Origin of the sequence: Myceligenerans indicum, from assembly GCF_016742955.1 — a bacterium.
In the GTDB taxonomy this organism is placed as follows: domain Bacteria; phylum Actinomycetota; class Actinomycetes; order Actinomycetales; family Cellulomonadaceae; genus Myceligenerans; species Myceligenerans indicum.
This window is the reverse complement of sequence record NZ_JABBYC010000080.1, coordinates 1-9,317: the sequence shown is the minus strand read 5'-3', so window position 1 is coordinate 9,317 and position 9,317 is coordinate 1. Positions and strand designations below refer to the sequence as shown.

At 71.8% G+C, this 9,317-nt stretch carries 8 protein-coding genes; 3 read left to right on the top strand and 5 right to left on the bottom strand.

Annotated features, from left to right (window positions below; genetic code table 11):
- The coding region (locus tag HGK34_RS21250; protein WP_201851238.1) for a LacI family DNA-binding transcriptional regulator at positions 1-1,447 on the bottom strand (1,447 nt) is incomplete at its 3' end.
- A 217-nt stretch (positions 1,448-1,664) separates the two neighbouring features.
- Here HGK34_RS21250 and HGK34_RS21245 point away from each other — a divergent pair.
- Both HGK34_RS21245 and HGK34_RS21240 read left to right on the top strand, forming a co-directional pair.
- Positions 1,665-2,720, top strand: a complete 1,056-nt coding sequence (locus tag HGK34_RS21245; protein ID WP_307816164.1) for a LacI family DNA-binding transcriptional regulator — start codon at positions 1,665-1,667, stop codon at positions 2,718-2,720.
- A gap of 138 nt (positions 2,721-2,858) precedes the next feature.
- A complete protein-coding gene (locus tag HGK34_RS21240; protein WP_307816163.1) occupies positions 2,859-4,622 on the top strand; it encodes a glycoside hydrolase family 6 protein in 1,764 nt (587 codons plus the stop codon).
- A gap of 111 nt (positions 4,623-4,733) precedes the next feature.
- Here HGK34_RS21240 and purD read toward each other — a convergent pair whose 3' ends face one another.
- The 3 genes from purD to HGK34_RS21225 all read right to left on the bottom strand — a co-directional run bounded on the left by purD (position 4,734) and on the right by HGK34_RS21225 (position 7,939).
- Positions 4,734-6,029, bottom strand: coding sequence for a phosphoribosylamine--glycine ligase (gene purD, locus HGK34_RS21235; protein WP_201851234.1), 1,296 nt, complete (start codon positions 6,027-6,029; stop codon positions 4,734-4,736).
- 24 nt (positions 6,030-6,053) lie between these two features.
- A complete protein-coding gene (locus tag HGK34_RS21230) occupies positions 6,054-7,352 on the bottom strand; it encodes an adenylosuccinate synthase (protein ID WP_201851232.1) in 1,299 nt (432 codons plus the stop codon).
- Between the two features lie 110 nt (positions 7,353-7,462).
- Positions 7,463-7,939 carry a DUF3151 domain-containing protein gene (locus tag HGK34_RS21225; protein ID WP_201851230.1) on the bottom strand — a complete coding sequence of 159 codons (477 nt, stop codon included), beginning with the start codon at positions 7,937-7,939 and terminating at the stop codon, positions 7,463-7,465.
- 117 nt (positions 7,940-8,056) lie between these two features.
- On the opposite strand from HGK34_RS21225, the gene HGK34_RS21220 reads away from it, so the two are divergent.
- Positions 8,057-8,452: an STAS domain-containing protein gene (locus tag HGK34_RS21220; protein ID WP_201851228.1), complete on the top strand. Its 396-nt coding sequence runs from the start codon at positions 8,057-8,059 to the stop codon at positions 8,450-8,452.
- Positions 8,453-8,476: 24 nt separating this feature from the next.
- Here the strand turns inward: HGK34_RS21220 and HGK34_RS21215 are convergent, their stop codons facing one another.
- Complete coding sequence (locus HGK34_RS21215; RefSeq protein ID WP_201851226.1) at positions 8,477-8,914, bottom strand: STAS domain-containing protein; 438 nt, start codon at positions 8,912-8,914, stop codon at positions 8,477-8,479.
- Positions 8,915-9,317: the final 403 nt, after the last annotated feature.

Sequence of the window (9,317 nt, the reverse complement as noted above, 5' to 3'; positions counted from 1 at the left end):
CCTTATCGTCGGCAGCGTCAGATGTGTATAAGAGACAGGGCGGGTGGGTGAGCCGCTCGGCGGCGTCGGACCACAGGGCGAGCGTGGCGGGACCGCGGTGCCCCTTGGGCAGCCAGCGCAGCGTCCGGATGCTGGGCGCGTCCGCGTGCAGGAGCCCCAGGTCGAGCTCGTACTGCTCGCCGATCGTGCGTTCGAGCCGTCCGGCCCGCGCGAGCAGGGTCTGCGTGCACCCGGTGCTGAGTGCCACGATGACGTCCGTGATGGCGCGGGCGACGGCACGCCGGCGCGCCGTCGGCCCCGGCTCGCCGGGTGCGCGGGTCCGGGCCTTGCGCGCCCTGGCCAGCTCGTCCTCGACCGAGCGCAGGGCCGGGACCAGCTGTTCGAGGGCCTCCGGATGGGGCCTGAGCGCTCGGGTGATGTCCGCCAGGGAGGCGAGGGCATCGGCCTCGGGCAGCACCGCCAGAGCATCGGCGCCCCGCACGATCCGCTGCACGCTGCGCATCCAGGCCTCGATGCCCGGCGTGGCCCCCGCGCCGTCGAGCACGATCTCGGCGACGGCCGCCAGGTGCGCCCAGGACGTCGCGGCCTCGCCGTCCCCGCCCTGGACCGGGCCGACGCTCGCCTCGCGGCAGCCGCACGACTCGCGCGTGATCAGGCTCGCCGCCGACAGGTGGCGGCCGCGCGGGCGCTCACCGCGGATCTGGGCGACGAGCAGCGACACGGCCAGTTCCCCGACGCCGTCGTGATGCGGGTCCACCGTCGCGAGCCGGGGGCGCATCCGGGCGCCGAGGTCGGAGTGGTCGAAGCCCACCACCGCCTGGCGCCTGGGCAGCGCGAGTCCGCTGACCTGCAGCATCCTCGTGAATCCGGCGGCGTTGCGATCGGTGGCGACGAAGGTCGCGGTGGTCGGCATGCCCGCCGTCAGGGCCTCGCGGGCAGCCGCGGCACCGGCGGCCTCCTGGTTGTCGGCGGCCTGGTAGACCCACTCCTCCCGCGGCTCGATGCCGTGGTCGCGCAAGGTGGCCCGGTAGGCCTCGTAGCGCTCGACGATGTCGGACTGCCGCAGACTCCCTACGAAACCGATTTCGACATGGCCGTGCGCGAGGAGATGCTCCACCGCCGCACGCGTGCCGCCCGCGTTGTCCGGCGCGACCGCGGGCGCCTGGGCACCCGGCGAGTGCTCGCCGACCAGCACCATGGGCCGCTCCTGCGCGCCGAGCCGCTCGACGGTCGCCGCGTCGACGGCTGTGGTCACGACGATCAGGCCGTCGGCGGCGTCGAGCCCCACGGGCACACCGACCGGCGGCTCCTCCGGAAACTGTGCACGCTCCAGGTCTGCCGGGTACGTCTGCACGACGACGACCCGGTGCCCACCCGACCGCGCGGCACGGGAGACCCCGGCCAGAACCTTTCCGAAGTAGTGCCCCCCGACGACCGGCGACAACACGGCCAGAGAATACTTGCCCCTTACAGGTGTCATGCCTACACCCCGTCCTCGTCGACGCTGTGCAAAGTATGCGCTAACAGGGCATGCTACGGGAATGGTCACGACGGCGCGACCGAATCATCACGAAGATCCAGATAACCAGCCGCGCAAGGACGCGGCTCCGGCCTCACCCCGCGGCGGTCGGCCGCGGGGTGCCGGTGGACGGCGGAGACCGACGATCGTCGACGTCGCCCGGGCCGCCGGCGTCTCGACAGCCGTCGTCTCGTACGCGCTCAACGGACGGCGGGGCGTGGCCGACACGACGCGTGAGCGCGTCCTGCGCGTGGCCGACGAACTGGGCTGGCGACCCGCCACCGCGGCACGTTCGCTCCGCGCCGGGCCCGGCACGGCAGCCCTCGTCGCGGTGCACGACGGCGCCGCCGGATCCCGCGTCGCCTCACCGCTCGACCTGGTCACGGCCGCGTCCGAGGTGTTGGACGAGGGCGGCGTCACCCTGGCGGTCCACACGGCGAGCACCGTCGACCATGCCGCGCACCTCATGCGCCGCTGGTGGGCGGAGCGCCGGTACGCCGCCTTCGTGGTGACCGGCCTGCGGTCGGACGACGCCCGCCTCGCCGCGCTGCGCCACCTGCCCGCACCCGCCGTCATGGTGGGCTGCCCGCCCCCGTCCGCCCCGGCCACGTGGTGCAGCGTGACGCTCGATGACACGGCAGCGTTCGCGCAGGTCGGGGAGTTCCTTGCCGACCTGGGGCACCGCCGCGTCGCCATGCTCACCGGGGCGGACGGCCTCCTGGCGACCCGGCGCCGGGCCGCCGCGCTCGGTGGCGCACTGGCATCGGAAGGAATCGATTTCCATGCCGCGTCCGGGCATGGCGTGGACCGTGCCGCAGCGGCAGTCGGCACGCTGCTCTCCTCCGCGAGCCGTCCTACCGCGGTCGTCACGGACGACGACGTCACAGCGGGTGTCGTCCTGGACGTCGCCCGACGGCTGGAGGTCGCCGTGCCCTGGGAGCTCTCGGTCGTCGCGGGGGCCGACGCGCCGGCGTGCCGGCTCACGACGCCGTCACTCACGGCCGTGCCGTACCCGGTCGAGCGCCTCGGGCAGGCCGTCGGCCAGGCACTGCTCGAGGCACTGGGCGACGGCGGGGCGGACGGCGACCGCAGCTCGCGATCCACGACTCTCAGCACCGGCGGCCTGGTGGTGCGCGGCTCCACGGCGCCGCCGGAGCCACGGTCGAGGCCCCACGGCAACGAGGGCTTCCTAAACGATTAGTCAGGTGTCGCCCAAGTCATCGCCCGGGCAACGATTCCCTCGCCTCCGCAGAAAGGGCTGCGGGGCGCGCGCGCCACCGGCCCCACCGCGAAGGAGGGCCGGCAGGCGTGCGCCAAGCGAACGACCCGGGAGGGCATCGTGCAACGAGTAAAGAAGGCGCGCGCGGGCATCGCGGCCGGAGCGACGGGTGCGCTGGTCGCCGCGTCGGCTCTGGTGGCGATCGCGATGGCGCCGTCGGCCACGGCCGCCGTGGGCAATCCGTACGACGGGGCCGCGCAGTACGTCAACCCTGACTGGCACGACGACGTGCTCGGGGCCGCCGACGTCGCCGGGGGTGCGCTCGGCGACGACATGCGTGCCATCGCGAACGAGCCGACCTATGTGTGGATGGACCGCATCCAGGCGATCGAGGGCATCGACCGGCAGCACGGTCTGGAGTGGCACCTGGACGAGGCGGTCGCGCAGTCCGGTGGCAGCCCGCTGGTGTTCAACGTCGTGATCTACGACCTGCCGGGCCGGGACTGCTTCGCGCTCGCCTCGAACGGTGAGCTGCCGGCCACCGACGAGGGGCTGCAGCGCTACAAGACCGAATACATCGACGCGATCGCGGAGATCCTGGACCGTCCGGAGTACGACAACCTGCGGATCGCGGCCGTGATCGAGCCCGACTCGCTGCCGAACCTGGTCACGAACATCTCCCACCAGCCCTGCCAGCAGGCGGCGCCGTACTACCGCGAGGGCGTGCGGTACGCCCTCGACAAGCTGTACGAGGTGGGCAACGTCTACTCCTACATCGACGCGGCGCACTCCGGATGGCTGGGCTGGCCGGACAACGCGGGCGGCAGCGCGCAGGAGTTCGCGAGCGTGATCGAGGGCTCCACCTACGGCTGGGACGCCGTGGCGGGCTTCGTCACGAACACGGCGAACTCGACGCCGCTGGAGGAGCCGTTCCTGACCGATCCGAACCTGCAGGTCGGCGGCGGCCAGGTGCGCTCGGCGAACTACTACGAGTGGAACCTGGACTTCGACGAGATCGACTGGACCGCCGACCTGTACGACCGGATGGTCGCCCAGGGGGCCCCGTCGCGTATCGGCATGCTGATCGACACCTCCCGCAACGGCTGGGGCGGCTCCGAGCGACCGACGTCGGTGTCGTCGTCGAGCGACCTGAACACCTACGTGGACGAGTCCCGCGTGGACCGTCGCACCCACCGGGGCGCCTGGTGCAACCCCGACGGAGCGGGCATCGGCGAGCGTCCGACCGCGTCCCCCGCCGGCCACCCGGAGTCGCACCTGCACGCCTTCGTGTGGGTCAAGCCCCCGGGTGAGTCCGACGGCGCGTCGGAGGACATCCCCAACGACGAGGGCAAGGGCTTCGACCGCATGTGCGACCCGACCTACCAGGCGGACAAGCTCGGTGGTGCCTACACCGGCGCCCTGCCGAACGCCCCCCTGTCGGGCTGGTGGTTCCAGGACCAGTTCGAGATGCTCGTGACGAACGCGTATCCGGCGATCGGCGAGGGGAACCCCGACCCGGACCCGACCGACGAACCGACCGACGAACCGACCGACGAGCCCACGGACGAGCCCACCGACGACCCCGGTACCGGAGCCTGCGTCGCCGAGTTCACGGTGGTCAACTCCTGGGGCGGCGGCTTCCAGGGCGAGGTCACGGTCACCGGCGGTTCCGCCGGGGTGAGTGGCTGGACCACGCAGTTCGCCCTGCCGGCCGGGACCACGATCGGAAGCCTGTGGAACGCGCAGTACTCGGTGAGCGGGTCGACGGTGACCGCGAGCGACATGGGCTGGAACGGCACCCTGGGTGCCGGCCAGTCGACGTCGTTCGGCTTCACCGCCAACGGCGCCGCGCCCGGCTCGGTGGCGGTCACCTGCGCGGACTGACACCTCGCCGGACCTCGCACCACTGAGAAGAGACCCGCCGGCCCCGGGCCGCGCGTCGAGACCTGGTCCCGCGCGCGCTCCGGGGCCGGCGGGCCCCTTGTCCCTCCCCGCTCAGGCAGGCACGGTCAGGGTTCCCGCAGCCGCCTTGGCGGCGATGTCCGTCCGGTGCTGGGAACCCGCCAGGGAGATCTTGCCGACGGCCTCGTAGGCCCTCTCTCGGGCCGCCGTAAGACCCGCGCCGAGCGCGACCACCGAGAGGACGCGCCCGCCCGCCGCGACCAGCGCACCGTCGTCGGACAGTGCCGTGCCGGCATGCAGGACGTGCACGCCGTTCAGCGCCTCCGCCGCCTCGATCCCCGTGATCGGGTCGCCCTTGCGGGCCGACGCCGGGTACCCGGCGGACGCCACCACCACCGTCACGGCGGCCTCCTCCCGCCAGTGCAGGGGCTCCAGCTCGGCGAGCTCGCCCTGAGCGGCGGCCAGCAGGACCCGGCTCAGCGGCGTCACCAGCCGTGCGAGCACCGACTGCGTCTCCGGGTCGCCGAACCGGGCGTTGAACTCGACCACGCGCACGCCGCGCGACGTGAGGGCGAGCCCGCAGTAGAGCACGCCGCTGAACGGGGTCCCGCGGCGGGCCATCTCGTCGACGGTGGGCTGCGCGACACGCGCCACCACCTCGTCCACGAGACCCGGCGGTGCCCACGGGAGCGGGCTGTAGGCGCCCATGCCACCGGTGTTGGGCCCTTCGTCGCCGTCGAAGATGCGCTTGAAGTCCTGTGCGGGGGCGAGCGGGACGACCGTCGTGCCGTCGCACACGCAGAAGAGCGAGACCTCGGGACCGTCCAGGTACTCCTCGACGACTACCTGACCGGCGCCGTCCGGAGCGTCGAGCGCGGCCCGCGCGTGCTCCAGAGCCGCGTCACGATCGTCGGTGACGACCACTCCCTTGCCGGCGGCCAGGCCGTCGTCCTTCACGACGTGGGGGGCGCCGAACGCGTCGAGCGCGGCGGCCACCTCGTCCATGTCGGTGCACACGTGCGCCATGGCGGTCGGCACACCTGCCGCGGCCATGACGTCCTTGGCGAACGCCTTGCTGCCCTCGAGCCGTGCGGCCTCCCCACCCGGCCCGAACACCGGGAAGCCCGCCTCCCGCACCGCGTCGCCGACGCCCGCCACCAGCGGCGCCTCGGGCCCGACCACGACCAGGTCCGCACCGATCTCCCGGGCGAGCTCGGCGACGGCGGACCCGTCCTCGGCGTCGAGGGGATGCAGCGTCGCCTCAGCGCCGATGCCGGGATTGCCGGGCGCGGCATGGATCTCGTGGGCCTCGCCGCTCGCGGCCTCCGCGGCGAGTGCGTGGACGATGGCGTGTTCCCGGGCGCCAGGCCCGACGACGAGGATCTTCACGGGGCTCCAGTGTAGGGACGTCGCTCAGTGGCCGCGCGCGTGGATCAGGTCGTGGATCGGGATGATCGCGTCACGAGCCGGGCCGACCCCGATCGCCGAGATCCTCGTGCCCGACAACTGCTCGAGAGCGTCCACGTAGGCGCGTGCCGCCGGCGGGAGATCCTCCAGCGTGCGGGCACCGGAGATGTCCTCCCACCAGCCGTCGAGCTCCTCATAGATCGGCTTCGCGTGGTGGAACGCCGTCTGGTCCGTCGGCATCTCCTCGTACCGCACGCCGTCGACGTCGTAGGCCACGCAGACGGGGACCTTCTCCAGGCCCGTCAGCACGTCGAGCTTCGTCACGACGAGGTCGGTCAGGCCGTTCACCCGCGCCGCGTAGCGGGCGATGACGGCGTCGTACCAGCCGCAACGGCGCGCGCGTCCCGTCGTCGTGCCGTACTCGTGGCCGGTCTTGGCGAGGAACTCGCCCTTGTCGTCGAAGAGCTCGGTGGGGAACGGCCCTTCGCCGACCCGCGTGGTGTACGCCTTGATGACGCCGATCACGGAGTCGATTCGCGTGGGGCCCACGCCCGACCCGGTCACCGCCCCACCCGCGGTCGCGTTGCTGCTGGTGACGAACGGGTAGGTGCCGTGGTCGATGTCGAGCATGGTGGCCTGGCCCGCCTCGAACAGGACGTTCTTGTCCTCGTCCAGCGCCTGGTTCAGCACGACCGACGTGTCGGTGACCATGGGGCGGAGCCGGTCCGCGTGCTTCAGCAGCTCCTCGACCGTCTCGTCCACGTCCACGGCGCGCCGGTTGTAGACCTTCACGAGCAGGTGGTTCTTCTGGTCCAGGGCGCCCTCGATCTTGGCACGCAGGATCTTCTCGTCGAACAGGTCCCACATCCGCAGGCCCACGCGGCTGATCTTGTCCGCGTACGCCGGGCCGATCCCGCGGCCGGTGGTGCCGATCCGGCGCTTGCCCAGGAACCGCTCCGTCACCTTGTCGATGGTGCGGTGGTACGGCGCGATGACGTGGGCGCTGCCGGACACCAGCAGCCGCGACACGTCCACCCCACGCGCCTCCAGGGCGTCGAGCTCCTCGAACAGCACGTCGATGTCGACGACGACGCCGTTGGCGATGACCGGCGTGACACCGGGCGAAAGAATGCCGGACGGCAACAGGTGCAGCGCGTACTTCTCGTCGCCGACGACGACGGTGTGGCCGGCGTTGTTCCCGCCGTTGAACTTCACCACATGGTCGACACGCGAACCCAGAAGATCGGTCGCCTTCCCCTTGCCCTCATCGCCCCACTGGGCACCGACGAGCACCACGCCTGGCATGGATTTCCCACCTTCTCGGGAGTTTGTTGAGCGACGGCGAGTTTACCCGCGACCGGCCGGGAGCCGCGAAGCGCCGGTGGGGGGCACGGGCCCGCGCGGGCCCGTGGCCGTCACCGCCCGGGCTCGACCAGGGCCCGCACCTCGTCGGCCGAGGTACCGGAGTCCGCCAGGAACTGGCGGCAGCGGTCACGTTCCTCCGCCTCACCGATCAGGCCCGCGGCGTCGGACAGAGCCAGCAGAGCTCGGAGGAAGCCCTGGTTGGGCGCGTGCGCGGCGGGGATCAGGCCCTGGCCGCGCCACCCGGCGCGCCGCAGGGCGTCAAGGCCCCGGTGGTAGCCGGTGCGCGCGTAGGCGTACGCCTCCACCGGTCCCGCCAGGGCGTTGCCCTCGCCGCCGGGAGGGTTGCCCGCGGTGTTGCCCGCGGCAAGGGCACGCTCGGCAAGCACCGCCCAGGCCAGCGAGGACGCCGGATTCTCAGCCGCCACCGCCGCGGGCTCGTCACCGGCGGCGAGGCGGGTGCGGACGTCGGGGAAGTCGTCGGGAAGCTCGACCGGAGCGGGGCCCGCGAGCAGGTTGTCATGGCTCATGAGGACATTCTCCCCTCTCCGGCAGATCCCTGTTCCAAATTTCCCGGAAGGGGCTGATCCGGGCGAATCCTTCCACTCAGCCGGTGGGATCGGCGATCTGTGGTTACTCTCGTGAGCATGATCGAGATCGCGACGTCACCGACGACGACGACTCTCGTGATCGCCGGAGAGCTCGACCTGCAGGAACGGGACCAGTTCCCTGGCATCGCGGCCCGTGTCGTCGGCCTACGGCGTCAACTCCTGGTGATCGACATGTGTCGCGTCACCTTCATGGACTCCACGGGCGCCGCCTTCCTCATCTCGCTCGCGGATTCCGGCGCGAAACGGGGCGGCGCCACCGTGATCCGGGGCGCCGACGAGCGGGACCTCTTCGTCCTCGAGGTGTGCGGCGCGATGGACCTGTTCCGCGTGGACAACGAGCACCGCTGCGAGCCGGCGACGCCGGCCACCGGTTTCCACGTCGTCACGCCCCGCATGATCGCCGCGGACCGGTCGGACCGCCGCGCGATCTAGGCGGTCGCGACCTCCGCGGGCGGGTCAGTTCGCGGCCAGGTCCTCGTCGACGATCTCAAGCAGGTCACCGATGCGGGTGACCTCCAGGAGGAAGCGGACGGTGGGCGGCGCACGGAGCACGCGGACCTTGTGCGGGCTCCGGCTGGCCAGGCGAGCCAGGAAAGCCACACCGGACGAGTCCATGAAGGTCACGTGGTGCGCGTCGATCTCGACCGGGAGCCGGGAGCCTTCCGCCTCGCTGATGGCGTTCTGCAGTTCTCCGGCGATCCTCGCGTCGATCTCGCCGGCGAGCACGAGCCGGGAACGCTGGTCCACGGTCAGGACATGGACACTCGCCGGCTCGCCGAAGCCAGGATGAGCCGGCTCACCCTGCCGTGCCTGCGGTGCCTGCGGTGCGGAAGCCTGGTCGCGCGGACCCGCGGCCTGCGGTTCGCGGCTCGAGTCGTTCGGGTCGTTCTGCACGGTTCTCCCTCCGAGGCGATCGGCTGCGGTCTCACGCTGCTGGCCGGGGCTGCCATCGGCTCTGCTGTGTCATTGAGATGATAGAGGTTGAGCGTTCACCTCTCGGACTGTCCCAATCTACGGTTGAATGTCCTGTTGGAACAGAGGCAACGCAGAGATTGTCGGAAGGGGGGCATGATGATAGGTAGCTTCTCCTGGTCCGTCCCCCCGGACAGCCCAGGTCAGCGTCGCACACGACGCGTTCCGGCGCCGCCCGCCGCACCGATGCCCCCGGCCGTGCACTCCGATTTCTCGGCCGCCGACGCGACTCCGTCCGCTCGCGAGACGATGGAGCCGATGCCCCCGCAGAACCCCGGTACACCACCCTGTCTCTTATACACATCTGACGCTGCCGACGATAAGG